The following is a 16,413-nucleotide window of genomic DNA, read 5'->3' on the forward strand; positions in this document are numbered from 1 at the left end:
CTGATTGTGTCGACTGGCACACCGCATTCGCGAGCAAGCCCGCTCCCACAGTTGATCTCCATCGGTTTCAAGACAACAAAAAGGCGCCTCTCGGCGCCTTTTTGTTGTGTTGCCGTCAGCTATCAGGCCATTTCAGCCGTGGTCTCGAAGTCGAAGGTCAGCTCGCCGTCCTTCAGATCGATATGCACCACGCCACCATGGTCTGCCAGTTCGCCGAACAGGATCTCTTCCGCCAGTGGGCGCTTGATCTTGTCCTGGATCAGGCGAGCCATTGGCCGAGCACCCATTGCCGCATCGTAGCCACCTTCTGCCAGCCAGTTGCGCGCCGCGTCCGTGACTTCCAACTGCACGCGTTTGTCTTCCAACTGCGCCTGAAGCTCGGTAAGGAACTTGTCCACCACGCTTTTGATAACCTCATGGCTGAGGCGACCAAACTGGATAATGGTGTCCAGGCGGTTGCGGAATTCCGGCGTGAAACTCTTCTTGATCACTTCCATGGCGTCGGAAGAGTGATCTTGATGAGTAAAGCCAATGGAAGCACGTGCGGCCGTTTCGGCACCGGCGTTGGTGGTCATGATCACGATCACGTTGCGAAAGTCCGCTTTGCGCCCGTTGTTGTCGGTCAGGGTACCGTGGTCCATCACCTGCAACAGCAGGTTGAAGACTTCCGGGTGCGCCTTCTCGATTTCATCGAGCAGCAATACGCAATGTGGCTGCTTGGTGATCGCCTCGGTCAACAGGCCGCCCTGGTCGAAGCCGACATAGCCCGGAGGCGCACCGATCAGGCGCGACACAGTGTGACGCTCCATGTACTCGGACATGTCGAAACGCACCAGCTCGATGCCCATAGCCTTGGCCAGTTGCCGCGCCGCTTCGGTCTTGCCGACACCGGTAGGCCCGGCGAACAGGAACGAACCGACCGGTTTGTCCGGCGACTTGAGGCCCGCACGCGACAGCTTGATCGCAGTGGACAGCGAGTCGATGGCTGCATCCTGACCAAACACGGTCAGCTTCAGGTCACGCTCCAGGTTACGCAGCAGCTCCCTGTCGGAAGTGTTGACGTGTTTTGGCGGAATCCGCGCGATCTTCGCCACGATGTCCTCGACCTGAGGCACGTCGATGCGTTTCACACGCTTTTCGACCGGTTGCAGGCGCTGGTAGGCACCCGCCTCGTCGATCACGTCGATGGCCTTGTCCGGCATGTGCCGGTCATTGATGTAGCGCGACGCCAGCTCGGCGGCTGCACGCAGCGCTTCATCGGTGTACTCGATGCCATGGTGCGCTTCGAAACGCCCCTTGAGCCCGCGCAGGATGCCAATGGTGTCTTCAACCGAAGGCTCGGACACATCCACTTTCTGGAAGCGACGCGCCAGGGCACGGTCTTTTTCGAAGATGCCACGGAATTCCTGGAACGTGGTCGAACCGATGCAACGGATATCGCCCGAAGACAGCAACGGCTTGAGCAGGTTCGAAGCATCCATCACGCCACCGGAAGCCGCACCGGCACCGATAATGGTGTGGATTTCGTCAATGAACAGGATCGCCTGCGGGCGTTTTTTCAGCTCGCCGAGCAACGCCTTGAAGCGCTTCTCGAAGTCGCCACGGTACTTGGTCCCGGCGAGCAACGCGCCCAGGTCAAGGGAGTAGACGACGCTGTTGGCCAGCAGGTCTGGCACCTGATTATCCACAATGCGTTTGGCCAGGCCTTCGGCAATCGCGGTTTTACCCACGCCTGCTTCACCGACCAACAGCGGGTTGTTTTTGCGGCGACGCGCCAGGATCTGCGCCACGCGCTCAACTTCCAGCTCACGCCCTACCAGCGGATCGATCCGCCCCTGGCGCGCCAGCTCGTTGAGGTTGCTGGCATAGGCATCCAGCGGGTTGCTCGAAGAAGAAGACTCACCGCCCTCGTCATCCTGCATATCCTGCTCACCTTCTGAGTGATCGCCATGCCCTGGCACTTTGGAAATGCCATGGGCGATGTAGTTGACGACATCAATACGGGCAACGCTTTGCTGCTTGAGCAGGAATACGGCCTGGCTTTCCTGCTCGCTGAAGATCGCCACGAGCACGTTGGCCCCTGTGACTTCGCGCTTGCCGGAGCTCTGTACGTGGAAAACGGCACGCTGCAGTACCCGCTGGAAGCCCAGGGTTGGCTGGGTCTCGCGATCCTCATCATGAACGGGAATCAACGGCGTGGTGGAGTCGATAAACTCCTGCAGGTCATGCTTGAGTTTGTCGAGATTGGCACCACACGCACGCAGTACGGTGGCGGCAGCTTCGTTATCCAAAAGTGCCAGCAGCAGGTGCTCGACGGTCATGAATTCATGACGCTTCGAACGGGCCTCCTTGAAGGCAAGATTGAGGGTGACTTCGAGCTCGCGGTTTAACATAGCTTCACCTCATACCCAAGTGGTCGGCGTTAACCGTCCTTCTCGATTTCACAGAGTAGCGGATGCTGGCTTTCCCTGGCGTACTGGTTGACCTGCATGGCCTTTGTCTCGGCGATGTCGCGGGTAAACACTCCACATACTGCCCGTCCTTCTGTGTGAACGGCCAGCATTACCTTGGTCGCCAACTCGCGGTTCAGGTTAAAAAACACCTCGAGCACTTCGACGACGAAATCCATCGGTGTGTAGTCATCATTGAACAAAACCACCTTGTACATCGGCGGCGCCTGTAAAGCAGGCTTGGCCTCCTGAACAGCAATGCCTGCAGAACCGTCGTCGTCCTCTTGATGATCCGGGCGATCCTGATTGAATGTTAGTCGAATCTGGCTGATTGCATGCATGGAAAGAAAGGTTCGTCAGTGGTTCAAATACAGTGGTGGGGGCGGCCTGTCAGAATTTCAACTCTGACCGACTGGTCGCCTTGACTATCGGCAAATCAGTGTTACAACCAATAGAACCCACAGTGGGTAAAAAAGGTCCGCGCAGTCAACCTTATTTGTTCGGGTTAGGACGGATAAACTGGATGATACTCCAGTGATGGAGTCTGGTGCAGAGGGATATGGGCATGGCAAGCGGTAAGGTCAAATGGTTTAACAATGCCAAGGGTTACGGCTTCGTAGTTGAAGACGGCAAGGAAGAAGACCTTTTTGCGCATTACTCGGCAATCCAAATGGATGGCTACAAGACACTGAAAGCCGGGCAAGAGGTTTCCTTTGACATCATTCAGGGACCCAAAGGCCTGCATGCAGTGAATATCGGTGCTCCAGTCAGTGCCAGCACGCTTAAAGAAGACGTCGCTCAAAAATCAAAAAAACAGCCGGCCTGATCAACCGCTGAGCAAACGCTCTAAAAAAAACCGGCCATCAAGGCCGGTTTTTTTATGCCTGCTTATTAAGCTTACATATGCGAAATCAGCGCATCGCCGAACGCAGACGAAGACAGCAACTTGGCACCGTCCATCAAGCGATGGAAGTCATAGGTCACGGTCTTGGCCGAAATGGCGCCATTGGTGCCCTTGATGATCAGGTCGGCCGCTTCGGTCCAGCCCATGTGGCGCAGCATCATTTCCGCCGACAGGATCAGCGAACCCGGGTTGACCTGGTCCTTGCCGGCATACTTCGGCGCGGTGCCGTGGGTGGCTTCGAACATTGCCACGGTGTCGGACAGGTTGGCGCCCGGCGCAATACCGATACCGCCCACTTCCGCCGCCAGGGCGTCAGACAGGTAGTCACCATTAAGATTAAGGGTGGCAATCACGTCATATTCAGCCGGGCGCAGCAGGATTTGCTGGAGCATGGCGTCGGCAATGGCGTCCTTGACCACCACGTTCTTGCCGGTACGCGGGTTCTTGAACTGCATCCACGGGCCGCCATCCAGCAGGGTTGCACCGAATTCTTCAGCCGCCACTTCGTAGGCCCATTCCTTGAAGGCACCTTCGGTGAACTTCATGATATTGCCTTTGTGCACGATGGTCAGCGAGTCGCGGTCGTTATCCACTACATATTGGAGGGCCTTGCGCGCCAGGCGCTTGGTGCCCTCCAAAGACACCGGCTTGATGCCGATACCGCAATTCTGATCAAAGCGGATCTTGGTGACGCCCATCTCTTCTTTCAGGAACTTGATGACCTTGATCGCTTCCGGGGAACCGGCTTTCCACTCGATGCCTGCGTAAATGTCCTCGGAGTTCTCACGGAAGATGGTCATGTCCACATCGTCGGGCTTCTTGACCGGGCTTGGCACGCCTTCGAACCAGCGCACCGGACGCAGGCACACATAAAGGTCGAGCTGTTGGCGCAGCGCCACGTTCAGCGAACGGATGCCGCCGCCTACCGGGGTGGTCAGCGGGCCCTTGATGGAAACCACGTAGTCCTTGACCGCATCCAGGGTTTCCTGGGGCAGCCAGGTGTCCTGGTCGTAAACTTGAGTCGCCTTCTCGCCGGCATAAACCTCCATCCAGGAAATCTTGCGCTTGCCGCCGTAGGCCTTGTTAACAGCTGCATCGACAACCTTGATCATCACCGGGCTGATGTCGACGCCAATACCGTCACCTTCAATGAAGGGAATGATCGGGTTGTCAGGAACATTGAGAGAATGGTCTGCATTGACGGTGATTTTGTCGCCGACTGCCGGAACCTGAATCTTCTTGTATCCCATGCTGAACTCCGTTTGTGGATTGAACATCTGACTGCGTTCGAGCCTACTCCAGAACCATGAGGACTGAAACCTCAGGCCCTGCACATTTGCGTCGAAAACAGCTCAATTAGCGGCCTACAAGCTTGAAAGCAAAGGGAAAAGCGCCAATCTTGAGCACAGCATGCGACTTTAGGCGCAACCCGGTACCTGCGACCTTTAGACCAATGGACGACACTCCTTTTGTATGAAGGCTCGGCGTAAGCATAGCGACCTATGTATAATGCCGCCGCTGACCAAAGAGTCACGACGGCCGACCGCTCTAAATTGCAGCCCTCCGCCTGAATAAGCCGGGTTGCCACAGCAGCCCACCCGCTTGACGCTCGACTGATGCAACCCAACATCACCGCGAAGAAACTTCGACATTTCGCTCATGGATGACTTTGAACGAACGCGCTTTACCCGGCGCATCTCGAGTTTCTGCGCATGCTTTCAGCAAAGAAGAGAGTTAATCCGAATATGCCCACCCGCTCGAAGATCATCTACACCTTCACCGACGAAGCCCCAGCCCTCGCCACCTATTCACTGCTGCCTATCGTAGAGGCCTTCACCGCTTCCGCTGATATTGCCGTGGAAACCCGCGACATTTCCCTGGCCGCGCGCATCCTCGCAAGCTTCCCCGAGCAACTGGGCGCCAAGGCCGTGCCGGACCACCTCGCCGAACTGGGCGACCTGGCCGTTACCCCTGAAGCCAACATCATCAAGCTGCCGAACATCAGCGCTTCGACCCCACAGCTGCAGGCTGCCGTCAAGGAACTGCAAGCCCTGGGCTTCGACCTGCCGGACTACCCGGAAACCGTAACCACCGACGCGGAAAAAGAAACCCGTGCACGTTACGACAAGGTCAAGGGCAGCGCCGTGAACCCGGTACTGCGCGAAGGCAACTCTGATCGCCGCGCTCCTCCGTCGGTCAAGAACTACGCGCGCAAGCACCCGCACAAAATGGGCGCCTGGGCTGCCGACTCCAAGTCCCACGTTGCCCACATGAGCAACGGCGACTTCTACGGCAGCGAGAAAGCCGTACAGATCGAAGCGGCTGACGCCGTCAAAATCGAACTGATCGCCAAAGACGGTACCGCTACCGTCCTGAAAGAAAAAACCAGCGTTCAAGCTGGCGAGATCATCGACACCGCCGTGCTGAGCAAAAAAGCCCTGCGCAGCTTCATCGCCGCTGAAATCGACGACGCCAAGAAACAAGGCGTACTGCTGTCGGTTCACCTGAAAGCCACCATGATGAAGGTCTCCGACCCGATCATGTTCGGCCAGATCGTTGCCGAGTTCTATAAAGACGCACTGGCCAAGCACGCTGTCGTGCTGGAGCAGATCGGCTTTAACCTGAACAACGGCATCGGCGACCTGTACGCCCGCATCAAGGCCCTGCCGGCCGATCAACAAGCGCAGATCGAAGCCGACATCCAGGCCGTGTACGCCGCTCGTCCGTCCCTGGCCATGGTCAACTCGGACAAAGGCATCACCAACCTGCACGTACCGAGCGACGTCATCGTCGACGCCTCGATGCCTGCGATGATCCGTGACTCCGGCAAAATGTGGGGCACTGACGGTCAACTGCACGACACCAAGGCCGTGATCCCGGATCGCTGCTACGCCACGATCTACCAGGCGGTGATCGAAGAGTGCAAGGCAAACGGCGCCTTCGACCCAACCACCATGGGCAGTGTGCCAAACGTTGGCCTGATGGCGAAAAAGGCCGAAGAGTACGGTTCCCACGACAAGACCTTCCAGATCAAGGCTGACGGCGTAGTTCGCGTCACCGACAGCAAGGGCAACCTGCTGATGGAACAGACTGTTGAAGCCGGCGACATCTTCCGCATGTGCCAGACCAAAGACGCGCCGATCCAGGACTGGGTCAAACTGGCCGTCAACCGTGCCCGCGCCAGCAACACCCCGGCCATCTTCTGGCTGGACCCACAACGCGCACACGACGGCGTCGTGGTCGAGAAAGTTCAGGCTTACCTGAAAGACCACAACACCGAAGGCCTGGACATCCGCATCATGTCGCCAGTCGACGCGATGAAGTTCACCCTGGAGCGTACCCGTAAAGGCCTGGACACCATCTCGGTGACCGGCAACGTACTGCGCGACTACCTGACCGACCTGTTCCCGATCATGGAACTGGGCACCAGCGCCAAGATGCTGTCGATCGTGCCGCTGATGAACGGTGGCGGCCTGTTCGAAACCGGCGCCGGCGGTTCGGCTCCCAAGCACGTACAGCAACTGGTTGAAGAAAACTTCCTGCGCTGGGATTCCCTGGGCGAGTTCCTGGCCCTGGCAGCTTCCCTTGAGCATTTGGGTGTGACTTACAACAACCCGAAAGCCCTGGTGCTGTCCAAGACCCTGGACCAGGCCACCGGCCAGTTCCTCGACAACAACAAGTCGCCATCGCGCAAAGTCGGCAACATCGACAACCGCGGCAGCCACTTCTACCTGGCGCTGTACTGGGCTCAAGCCCTGGCTGCCCAGACCGAAGACACTGCACTGCAAGCGCAGTTTGGCGAACTGGCCAAAACCCTGACCGCGAACGAGGCGACCATCGTTGCCGAGCTCAACGCCGTCCAGGGCAAGCCAGTGGACATCGGTGGCTACTACGCACCGAACGCTGAGCTGACCAGCAAAGCCATGCGCCCAAGCAACACCCTCAACGCGGCAATCGCTGCGCTGGTGTAAGGTTGTAAGGATGCAAAGAAGCCCCGGCCTTGTGCCGGGGTTTCTGTTTTCGCCGCTTTTGATCGAGGACCACCATGACCTGGCTACCCCACATCACCGTCGCCACCATCGTCGAAGACAACGGCCGCTTCCTGATGGTCGAAGAACTCAAGGGCGGCCGCGCCGTGCTCAACCAGCCCGCCGGCCACCTCGACCCGAACGAGACCCTGACCGAGGCCGCCGTGCGCGAAACCCTCGAAGAAACCGGCTGGGACGTCGAAGCCACCGGGATTGTCGGGATTTACCTGTACACCGCCCCCAGCAACGGCGTGACGTATCAGCGCGTGTGCTTCACCGCCAAAGCCATAAAACACCACCCGGACTCGCCATTGGACGACGGTATCGTGCGCGCCCGCTGGCTGACCCGTGACGAATTGATGACCCTGCGCGAGGACTGGCGCAGCGAGCTGATCATCCGCTGTATCGACGATTATCTGGCCGGCCAGCGCCACAGCCTCGAATTGATCCGCCCTTCTCTTTAGCCTTGCAGGCGCGAGCCTGCTAGAATCGCGTCCTTTTTAAAGACTCCCGTTGAAATCCTATGCGTGATCCAGCCCCTTCTGACACACAAAAGAAGCGCGTCATCGTCGGTATGTCCGGCGGCGTGGATTCTTCCGTTTCCGCCGTTCTGCTCATGGAGCAGGGCTATGAGGTGGAAGGCCTGTTCATGAAGAACTGGGAAGAAGACGATGGAACGGAATATTGCACCGCCATGGACGACCTGGCGGACGCCCAAGCCGTCTGCGACAAAATCGGCATCAAGCTGCACACCGCCAACTTCGCCGCCGAGTACTGGGACAACGTGTTCGAGCACTTCCTGGCCGAATACAAGGCCGGTCGCACGCCGAACCCGGACATCCTGTGTAACCGCGAGATCAAGTTCAAGGCGTTCCTCGACTACGCCATGATCCTCGGTGCCGACCTGATTGCCACTGGCCACTACGTGCGCCGCCGCGACATCGATGGCCGCACCGAACTGCTCAAGGGCCTGGACGCAAACAAAGACCAGAGCTACTTCCTGCACGCCGTCGGCGGCGAGCAGATCGCCAAGACTCTGTTCCCGGTGGGCGAGCTGGAAAAACCCGAAGTGCGCGCGATTGCCGAGAAACACGGCCTGGCCACCGCCAAGAAGAAGGATTCCACCGGGATCTGCTTTATCGGCGAGCGCCGCTTCAGCGACTTCCTCAAGCAGTACCTGCCGGCACAACCGGGCGAGATCAAGACTACTGAAGGCGAAGTCATCGGCCGTCACCACGGCCTGATGTACCACACCATCGGCCAGCGCCAGGGCCTGGGCATCGGCGGCTTGAAAGACGCCGGCGAAGAGCCGTGGTACGTGCTGGTCAAGGACCTGGAACACAACGAGCTGATCGTGGGCCAGGGCAATGACCACCCATGGCTGTTCTCCCGTGCCCTGCTCGCGTCGGACATTTACTGGGTCAACCCGGTAGACCTCGCCAGCCCGCGCCGCCTGACCGCCAAAGTGCGCTATCGCCAGAGCGACCAGCCGTGCACCCTGGAAAAAACCGCCACTGGCTATCGCGCCACCTTTGACGACCCGCAGCGCGCCGTAACGCCGGGCCAATCGGTAGTGTTCTACGACGCAGAGATTTGCCTGGGGGGCGGCGTGATCGAAATTGCCGAACCCTGGAGCAGCCAGGCATGAGCCCGACCCAGGAGCAATTGACGGCACTGGGCGGCGTGTTTCTCGCCGCGGTGCTGGTGGACAAGATCGCCAAGACCGGCCAGGTCACCGAAGCAGGCCTGACCTGCATGCTCGGCAGCCTGCTGATCCGAGACCCCAAGGACACCCTGGAAGTGTATGGCGGCGACGACCTGGCCCTGCGCGAAGGTTATCGCGCGCTGGTCGGCGCCCTGGAGCGCGACCCGAGCACCTTGCAGCGCGAGCCACTGCGCTACGCCCTGTCGATGCTCGGCCTGGAGCGTCAATTGGCCAAGCGCGACGACCTGCTGGAAACCATCGGCAAGCGCCTGCCGCAGATCCAGTCCCAGGTCGAGCACTTCGGCCCAGCCCACGAAAACGTGATCGCAGCCTGTGGCGCGCTGTACCAGGACACCCTGAGTACCTTGCGCCAGCGGATCCAGGTGCACGGCGACATGCGCAACCTGCAACAACCGAACAACGCCTCGAAAATCCGCGCCCTGCTGTTGGCCGGCATTCGTTCGGCGCGGTTGTGGCGCCAGTTGGGTGGTCATCGCTGGCAGTTGGTGGTCAGCCGTCGCAAATTGCTTAAAGAGCTTTACCCGTTGATGCGCAACGAATAAGTCGCCGCAACCGAATTTTTATAGCGCCACGCGTAATACGCCGGTCAGTTGGCAACGGACCGGCGGATTTTTTCATGTATGATACGCGCCCCATTTCGTTGCCCGACTGTCCGAGAACACCCCATGCAGCTTTCTTCGCTCACTGCGGTTTCCCCTGTTGACGGCCGCTACGCCGGCAAAACCCAGGCCCTGCGCCCTATTTTCAGCGAATACGGCCTGATCCGTGCTCGTGTTCTGGTTGAAGTGCGCTGGCTCCAGCGCCTGGCCGCTCACCCTGGCATCAGCGAAGTGCCGGCGTTCTCCGCCGAAGCCAACGCTGTGCTGAACACCCTGGCGGAAAACTTCGCTCTGGAGCACGCCGAGCGTGTCAAAGAGATCGAGCGCACCACCAACCACGACGTAAAAGCCATCGAATACCTGCTCAAAGAGCAGGCGGCCAAGCTGCCGGAACTGGCCAAGGTCAGCGAGTTCATCCACTTTGCCTGCACCAGCGAGGACATCAACAACCTGTCCCACGCCCTGATGCTGCGCGAAGGCCGTGATGACGTAATGCTGCCACTGATGCGCCAGACCGCCGACGCCATCCGCGAACTGGCGATCCGCTTCGCCGACGTGCCGATGCTGTCGCGCACCCACGGTCAGCCGGCTTCGCCGACCACCCTGGGTAAAGAACTGGCCAACGTGGTGTACCGCCTGGAGCGCCAGATCGCTCAAGTGGCCGCCGTGCCGCTACTGGGCAAGATCAACGGCGCCGTAGGCAACTACAACGCACACATCTCTGCCTACCCGGAAATCGACTGGGAAGAAAACGCCCGCGCCTTCATCGAAGACGAACTGGGCCTGGGTTTCAACCCGTACACCACGCAGATCGAACCGCACGACTACATTGCCGAGCTGTTCGACGCGATTGCGCGCTTCAACACCATCCTGATCGACTTCGATCGCGATATCTGGGGCTACATCTCCCTGGGCTACTTCAAGCAGCGCACCATTGCCGGTGAAATCGGCTCGTCGACCATGCCGCACAAGGTCAACCCGATCGACTTCGAAAACTCCGAAGGCAACCTCGGTATCGCCAACGCCCTGTTCCAGCACCTGGCCAGCAAGTTGCCGATCTCCCGCTGGCAGCGCGACCTGACCGACTCCACCGTACTGCGCAACCTCGGCGTGGGCTTTGCCCATAGCGTGATCGCGTACGAAGCCAGCCTCAAAGGCATCAGCAAACTGGAACTCAACGCGCAGAAAATCGCCGCTGACCTGGACGCTTGCTGGGAAGTATTGGCCGAGCCGATCCAGACCGTGATGCGCCGCTACAACATCGAAAACCCGTACGAGAAGCTCAAAGAGCTGACCCGCGGCAAGGGCATCACCTGCGAAGCACTGCAAACTTTCATCGACGGCCTGGACATGCCAGCCGCCGCCAAGGCTGAGCTGAAACTGCTCACCCCGGCTAACTACATCGGCAACGCTGTGGCCCAAGCCAAACGCATCTGATAGCTGCTTGACCCTTTGAGACGCCCGGCAGCGCCGGGCGTTTTTATTCCCGTCTGAAAAGTGCTTTTTTTCAATAGGTTACACATGAATCCTGATATTCCTCTTCAACTTCTGGGCGGCATCACGGCACGCGAGTTCCTGCGCGACTACTGGCAGAAAAAACCGTTGCTGATCCGCCAGGCCATTCCTGATTTCGAAAGCCCGATCGATGCCGACGAACTGGCCGGCCTGGCGTTGGAAGAAGAAGTCGAGTCGCGCCTGATCATCGAACACGGCGAACGCCCGTGGGAGTTGCGTCGCGGCCCGTTCGCCGAAGATGCATTCAGCACCCTGCCCGAGCGCGAGTGGACCCTGCTGGTGCAGGCTGTCGACCAGTTCGTGCCGGAAGTTGCCGAACTGCTGGAAAACTTCCGCTTCCTGCCAAGCTGGCGTATCGACGATGTGATGATCAGCTACGCCGCCCCGGGTGGCAGCGTGGGCCCGCATTTCGACAACTACGACGTGTTCCTGCTGCAAGGTTCCGGCAAGCGCAACTGGAAGATCGGCCAGATGTGCAACTCCGAAAGCCCGCTGCTGCAGCACGCCGACCTGCGTATCCTCGCCGAATTCGAAGAGACCGCCGAATGGGTACTGGAACCGGGCGACATGCTCTACCTGCCGCCACGCCTGGCCCACTGCGGTGTTGCAGTGGATGACTGCATGACCTACTCGGTGGGCTTCCGCGCCCCGAGCGCCGCTGAAGTGCTGACCCACTTCACTGACTTCCTCAGCCAGTACCTGACCGACGAAGAGCGCTACACCGACGCCGACGCCCAGCCGGTCAGCGACCCGCACCAGATCCAGAGCGACGCCCTCGACCGTCTGAAAAGCCTGCTGGCCGAGCACATGAGCGACGAGCGCATGCTGCTGACCTGGTTCGGCCAGTTCATGACCGAGCCACGCTACCCGGAACTGGTCGCCGGCCCGGAAGTGGAAGAAGACGACCTGCTGGGCAGCCTGGAAGACGGCGCCGTGCTGATCCGCAACCCGAGCGCACGCCTGGCCTGGTCCGAAGTGGACGACGACCTGCTGCTGTTCGCCAGCGGCCAGAGCCGCCTGTTACCGGGCAAGCTGCGTGAACTGCTGAAGCTGGTTTGCGCCGCCGACGCCCTGCACGCCGACAACCTCGGCCAATGGCTGGCGGATGAAGACGGCCGCGCCCTGCTGTGCGAACTGGTCAAGCAAGGGAGCCTGGGGTTTGCCGATGAATAAGATTCACGTAAGTGTCGCGGACTGGCAAAAGGATATCGCCGAGATACGGCGCATTCGTGAAGCGGTATTTATCGCCGAACAATCGGTTCCACCGGAGCTGGAATGGGATGCTGACGACGCGGGTGCCGTGCACTTCCTGGCGTTTGAAGGCGACTTTCCCATCGGCACCGCCCGCCTGTTGCCTAGCGGCGAGATCGGTCGCGTGTCGGTCCTCAAGGACTGGCGCGGCCTGAAAGTGGGCGACAAGCTGATGGAAGCGGTGATCGGCGAGGCCGAGAAACGCGGCCAGACCCGGCAGATCCTCAGCGCACAGGTCCATGCAGCGCCGTTTTATGAGCGTCTGGGCTTTAAAATTGTCAGCGATGAGTTCCTGGAAGTCGGGATTCCTCATGTTGATATGGTGCGCGAGGGCTGACTTTAGACCGAGTCGCTCCCTTCGCGAGCAATCCCGCACACACATTCGATCCAGTACATCCTTTGGAATGCGGTCAAATGTGGGAGCGGGCTTGCTCGCGAAGGCGTCATTAGCAACATCCCAAAAGGCCCTGCCATCCACCGATGCCAGGGCCTTTTGCCGTCTAGGATTCAACTTGCGCGCTGCCAGGCCGACAAACTGGCACTATCAAGCCTAAATGACTCGCAGAGATAACGGACATGTCCCTACGCACCCTGCTCACCACTGTGCTCCTGGCCACCAGCTTCTCGGTAATGGCCGCCACCGAAGTCGTGCCCCTGAGCAACCGCACCAGCGCCGACTTGCTGCCGGTGGCGCAGAACTTTATCGGCAAGGACGGCACCGTCAGCACCTACGGCAACCAACTGATCGTGAATGCCGAGCCGGACAAGATCCAGGGCCTGCGCGCCCTGCTCTCGCAACTGGACACACCGTCCAAGCGCCTGCTGATCACCGTCGACACCAACGAGAACAATCAGCAAAGCAACGGCAACAACCAAACCCAGGTGATCACCTACAGCACCGAAAGCCGTGACGGCGGGATCCAGCAAATCCAGGCCAGCGAAGGCGTGCCCGCGCTGATCCAGGTCGGCCAGAGCGTGCCACTCACCACCACCCAGCCCGACGCCTACGGCCGCCCGCAAAACCAGACGCAGTATCGCAACGTCACCCAGGGCTTCTACGTGACTGCCAGCGTCACCGGCGAGACCGTGCACCTGAGCATCAGTACCAATCGTGACCGCATGAGCCAGGAACGTCCCGATGTAGTGAACGTGCAAAGTACCGACACAACTATCAGCGGACGCTTGGGCGAGTGGATCACCCTGGCCGGGGTCAATCGCCAGACTCAGGCCGACAAAACCACTACAACCCGCAGCTACACTACTCAGGGGCGCGATGACCTGACCTTGCGGGTTAAAGTCGACACCCTGAACTGAAGCACCAAAAACTGACTGATGAGTCGTATTAGACTAAAGATGTAGTGCCTTAAAAAAAGCACTACAAAACATTTGACGATCCAAAAAAGCATGGGCATGATGGCCTCGCTCCCGCTAATCAGGGGCCCTGGCAAGGGCCTTCGGATCGTCGCTCAACGCTACCCACCTGAGCCGATTCGTGTCTGTACCGCCCACAAGGTGTGTTTGACGAGGTTGCGACTGGAACGAAGTTGTCCCGAGGGACGGAAGCTAACCAGGTAGCCCGGCAACACACTGATGGATCGTACAAAGGCCCACGACGCCCGAAGACTGTTCGCAGTTCGCCCTTACCTGCTCAACTCCCCCTCTCGATACTCATTCATCCCGTCGCCTTCCCCGCCAAGCCTGACTTGACCGCCTAAGCTTCTGGTTAGCGAGCAGCCACTCCCACGCAACGATTGCGCGGCTGGCAAATGGAATTTTCCACCTAGACCTATGCGACGAGGTTTTTCCCCATGGCACTGACACGCGAACAGCAAATTGCAGCCCTTGAAAAAGACTGGGCCGAAAACCCACGCTGGAAAGGCGTGACACGCGCTTATTCCGCTGCTGACGTCGTCCGCCTGCGTGGCTCGGTTCAACCTGAGCACACTTTTGCAAAACTCGGCGCCGAGAAACTGTGGAAGCTGGTCACCCAAGGTGCCAAGCCGTCCTTCCGCCCAGAGAAAGATTTCGTCAACTGCATGGGCGCCCTGACCGGCGGCCAGGCTGTGCAGCAGGTCAAGGCTGGTATCCAGGCAATCTACCTGTCGGGCTGGCAAGTGGCTGCGGACAACAACTCCGCCGAATCGATGTACCCCGACCAGTCGCTGTACCCGGTGGACTCCGTGCCGACCGTGGTCAAGCGCATCAACAACTCGTTCCGCCGCGCCGACCAGATCCAGTGGAAAGCTGGTAAAGGCCCGGGCGATGAAGGCTACATCGACTACTTCGCGCCAATCGTTGCAGACGCTGAAGCCGGTTTCGGCGGTGTACTGAACGCCTACGAGCTGATGAAGAGCATGATCGAGGCAGGCGCTGCCGGCGTTCACTTCGAAGACCAACTGGCTTCGGTGAAGAAATGCGGCCACATGGGCGGCAAGGTATTGGTTCCAACCCAGGAAGCTGTGCAGAAGCTGACGGCTGCCCGCCTGGCGGCTGACGTGGCCGGTACTCCGACCATCATCCTGGCGCGTACCGATGCCAACGCGGCTGACTTGCTGACGTCGGATTGCGACCCGTACGACCTGCCGTTTGTGACTGGCGAGCGTACTCAGGAAGGTTTCTACAAAGTACGTGCCGGCCTCGACCAGGCGATCGCTCGTGGCCTGGCGTATGCGCCGTACGCGGACCTGATCTGGTGCGAAACGGCCAAGCCGGACCTGGACGAAGCTCGTCGCTTTGCTGAAGCGATCAAGAAGGAATACCCCGACCAACTGCTGTCCTACAACTGCTCGCCTTCTTTCAACTGGAAGAAGAACCTGGACGACGCGACCATCGCCAAGTTCCAGCGTGAACTGTCGGCAATGGGCTACAAGCACCAGTTCATCACCCTGGCTGGCATTCACAACATGTGGCACAGCATGTTCAACCTGGCGCACGACTACGCTCGCAACGACATGACTGCGTACGTGAAGTTGCAGGAGCAGGAGTTCGCTGATGCTGCCAAGGGTTACACCTTTGTAGCGCACCAGCAGGAAGTGGGCACTGGCTACTTTGACGACATGACCACCGTGATTCAAGGCGGCACCTCGTCGGTGACTGCACTGACTGGTTCGACTGAAGAAGAGCAGTTTCACTGAGTGACTGACTGAGTACACGGCCATTGCGGCCCCATGGAAGACCTAACCGCAGTGCCGCACGATCTGACGCCCCGACTGGTTCGGGGCGTTTTTTTTGGGCGCTTTTTAAAGCACTGTGGGTGCAGGTGGATTGTGTACATATCCGGTTTTTGGGTGATGGCTGCTATTGGTTCCGCTCTTACAGCGGCTCACTTTTGAAAAGCGCAAAAGTAAGCAAAACGCTCTTGCCCCACCACTCGGCACCTCGCCTAGGCTCGGTGTGCCCTCTCTCCGGTATTACTGCGCGGGCCGCCGCGACGGGGCGTCCCTGCCCCGTCGCGGCTAAACCGGCGTCCTGCCGGTTTACCCGCTCCGTACTACCTACGTTCGGCCAGCGTGGTTTAACGGGGCGCCTAAGATCAAGATCAAAAGCAGATCAAGAACACAGCGGCCTACCGGCCGGCTTGAGTGGTGTAGATCAAAAGCAAAATCAAAAGCAAAAGCGGGCACGGTTCAAATGTGGGAGCGGGCTTGCTCGCGAAGGTCGTTAACGATGACGTTGGCATCCTGAATGAACGCGGCGTTCTCGGGTTTTTCGCGAGCAAGCCCGCTCCCACAGAAAAGCAGCTCTGCTTTCGCTCTGGATCTGGCCCTTGCTTCTAACACTCAAGCCGGCCGGTAGGCCGCTGTGCTCTTGCTTTTGATCTTGATCTGACTGCCCCATTCAGCCCGAGGCCGAACGCAGGGATTGAGGAGCGGGTAAACCGGCAGGACGCCGGTTTAGCCGCGACGGGCCAGGGACGGGCCGTCGCGGCGGCCCGCTTCGC

Annotated in this window: 13 protein-coding genes; 10 read left to right on the forward strand and 3 right to left on the reverse strand. The window is 59.3% G+C overall.

Annotation, left to right across the window (positions count from 1 at the left end):
• Positions 1-122: 122 nt before the first annotated feature.
• A complete protein-coding gene (gene clpA / locus CEC48_RS28625) occupies positions 123-2,393 on the reverse strand; it encodes an ATP-dependent Clp protease ATP-binding subunit ClpA (protein WP_010172706.1) in 2,271 nt (756 codons plus the stop codon).
• A 29-nt stretch (positions 2,394-2,422) separates the two neighbouring features.
• Positions 2,423-2,791 (reverse strand): ATP-dependent Clp protease adapter ClpS, encoded by a 369-nt coding sequence (gene clpS, locus CEC48_RS28630; protein WP_003219604.1) that lies wholly within the window; start codon positions 2,789-2,791, stop codon positions 2,423-2,425.
• 224 nt (positions 2,792-3,015) lie between these two features.
• On the opposite strand from clpS, the gene cspD reads away from it, so the two are divergent.
• Complete coding sequence (gene cspD, locus CEC48_RS28635; protein ID WP_176438799.1) at positions 3,016-3,276, forward strand: cold shock domain-containing protein CspD; 261 nt, start codon at positions 3,016-3,018, stop codon at positions 3,274-3,276.
• A 71-nt stretch (positions 3,277-3,347) separates the two neighbouring features.
• On the opposite strand, the gene icd is transcribed toward cspD, so the two are convergent.
• Entirely contained in the window at positions 3,348-4,604 is a 1,257-nt protein-coding gene (gene icd, locus CEC48_RS28640; protein ID WP_088426865.1) for an NADP-dependent isocitrate dehydrogenase, read from the reverse strand.
• 495 nt (positions 4,605-5,099) lie between these two features.
• On the opposite strand from icd, the gene CEC48_RS28645 reads away from it, so the two are divergent.
• The 9 genes from CEC48_RS28645 (at position 5,100) to aceA (ending at position 15,607) form a co-directional block, all read left to right on the forward strand.
• On the forward strand, positions 5,100-7,325 hold the full coding sequence (locus tag CEC48_RS28645) for an NADP-dependent isocitrate dehydrogenase (protein ID WP_088426851.1): 2,226 nt from the start codon (positions 5,100-5,102) through the stop codon (positions 7,323-7,325).
• 74 nt (positions 7,326-7,399) lie between these two features.
• Positions 7,400-7,846: an NUDIX hydrolase gene (locus CEC48_RS28650; protein WP_088426853.1), complete on the forward strand. Its 447-nt coding sequence runs from the start codon at positions 7,400-7,402 to the stop codon at positions 7,844-7,846.
• Between the two features lie 59 nt (positions 7,847-7,905).
• Complete coding sequence (mnmA, locus tag CEC48_RS28655; RefSeq protein WP_088426855.1) at positions 7,906-9,030, forward strand: tRNA 2-thiouridine(34) synthase MnmA; 1,125 nt, start codon at positions 7,906-7,908, stop codon at positions 9,028-9,030.
• On the forward strand, positions 9,027-9,650 hold the full coding sequence (hflD, locus tag CEC48_RS28660) for a high frequency lysogenization protein HflD (protein ID WP_076016775.1): 624 nt from the start codon (positions 9,027-9,029) through the stop codon (positions 9,648-9,650). Before mnmA ends, hflD begins: the two co-directional genes overlap by 4 nt.
• A 123-nt stretch (positions 9,651-9,773) precedes the next feature.
• The gene (gene purB / locus CEC48_RS28665; RefSeq protein ID WP_088426857.1) at positions 9,774-11,144 is read left to right on the forward strand and encodes an adenylosuccinate lyase; all 1,371 of its coding nucleotides are present in this window, start codon (positions 9,774-9,776) and stop codon (positions 11,142-11,144) included.
• 84 nt (positions 11,145-11,228) lie between these two features.
• Positions 11,229-12,395, forward strand: coding sequence for a cupin domain-containing protein (locus CEC48_RS28670; RefSeq protein WP_088426859.1), 1,167 nt, complete (start codon positions 11,229-11,231; stop codon positions 12,393-12,395).
• The gene (locus CEC48_RS28675; RefSeq protein ID WP_088426860.1) at positions 12,388-12,810 is read left to right on the forward strand and encodes a GNAT family N-acetyltransferase; all 423 of its coding nucleotides are present in this window, start codon (positions 12,388-12,390) and stop codon (positions 12,808-12,810) included. The genes CEC48_RS28670 and CEC48_RS28675 overlap by 8 nt, the downstream gene beginning before the upstream one ends.
• Before the next feature lie 239 nt (positions 12,811-13,049).
• Positions 13,050-13,787 carry a secretin N-terminal domain-containing protein gene (locus CEC48_RS28680; RefSeq protein WP_088426861.1) on the forward strand — a complete coding sequence of 246 codons (738 nt, stop codon included), beginning with the start codon at positions 13,050-13,052 and terminating at the stop codon, positions 13,785-13,787.
• A 494-nt stretch (positions 13,788-14,281) separates the two neighbouring features.
• Positions 14,282-15,607, forward strand: a complete 1,326-nt coding sequence (gene aceA, locus CEC48_RS28685; RefSeq protein ID WP_088426863.1) for an isocitrate lyase — start codon at positions 14,282-14,284, stop codon at positions 15,605-15,607.
• The last annotated feature ends 806 nt before the right edge of the window (positions 15,608-16,413 follow it).

Source organism: Pseudomonas sp. K2I15 (genome assembly GCF_002204795.1).
Taxonomy (GTDB): domain Bacteria; phylum Pseudomonadota; class Gammaproteobacteria; order Pseudomonadales; family Pseudomonadaceae; genus Aquipseudomonas.